The following is a 1,068-nucleotide window of genomic DNA, read 5'->3' as shown; positions in this document are numbered from 1 at the left end:
AGAAGAGGCACTTGATCATGTTCTTATTTTCGGTCCGCCTGGCTTAGGTAAGACAACGCTCGCGAATATCCTCGCTAATGAACTTGAATCTAACATTCAGTCTACGTCTGGGCCGGTGCTCGAAAAGGCAGGCGATTTAGCGGCCTTACTCACCAACTTAGAAGAAGGCGACATTCTTTTTATTGATGAGATTCATCGTTTAAGTGCGAATGTCGAGGAGGTTCTTTATCCCGCGATGGAGGATTATCAGCTCGACATTATGATTGGTGAAGGCCCAGCAGCGCGGTCTATTAAGTTGGATTTGCCCCCGTTTACACTGGTTGGCGCTACCACGCGCGCCGGACTATTAACGTCACCACTGCGTGATCGATTCGGTATTGTTCAGCGCCTCGAGTTTTATAGTGTCGCTGACTTGGCGAGTATTGTGGAGCGTTCTGCTCGCTTATCTGGAATTCATATTGAGTCACAGGGTGCTGTCGAGATTGCTAAGCGTTCTCGTGGTACGCCGCGTATTGCTAACCGCCTTTTGCGTCGCGTACGAGATTATGCGGAAGTTAAAAGTGACGGAAGCATTACTCAGAAGGTCGCTGATAAGGCCTTAAATATGTTGAGTGTAGATGAATGCGGTTTCGATCATATGGACCGAAAGTTACTGCTCACGATGATTGAGAATTTTGGTGGTGGTCCAGTAGGCGTTGAGAGTATGGCTGCCGCAATAGGTGAAGAGCGAGGAACGATCGAGGATGTTCTCGAGCCTTATTTAATTCAGCAGGGCTATATGATTCGCACGCCTAGAGGGCGAATGGCCACTGAAAAGGCATGGTTGCATTTTGGTTTAACGATGCCTGTAGGGGAATAGGATAGATGGATCCTTTTTCACTGCCTATTCGAGTCTATCTCGAGGATACCGATGTTGGTGGTGTGGTGTTCTATGCCAATTATCTAAAGTTTTTCGAACGTTCTCGTACTGAATTTGTCCGTACTCAAGGGTTCGAAATGCGGCGCTCGCTTTCAGATGGGGTGAGTTTTGTCGTTGCTTCCTTGAATATTAATTATCGAAAGTCAGCT

The 1,068-nt window shown here is 47.3% G+C and carries 2 protein-coding genes; both read left to right on the top strand.

Translation table 11 applies throughout. The features are described from left to right. On the top strand, nt 1–859 hold an 859-nt coding region (gene ruvB, locus A3739_RS04505), incomplete at its 5' end, for a Holliday junction branch migration DNA helicase RuvB (protein ID WP_068500486.1). Between the two features lie 5 nt (nt 860–864). After that, nucleotides 865–1,068: YbgC/FadM family acyl-CoA thioesterase (locus A3739_RS04500; protein WP_156502351.1), on the top strand; the 204-nt coding region annotated here is incomplete at its 3' end.

It is taken from the genome of Oleiphilus sp. HI0067 (genome assembly GCF_001635735.1).
Note: the sequence above shows the minus strand (reverse complement) of the source record. Positions and strands in the feature narration are given on the sequence as shown.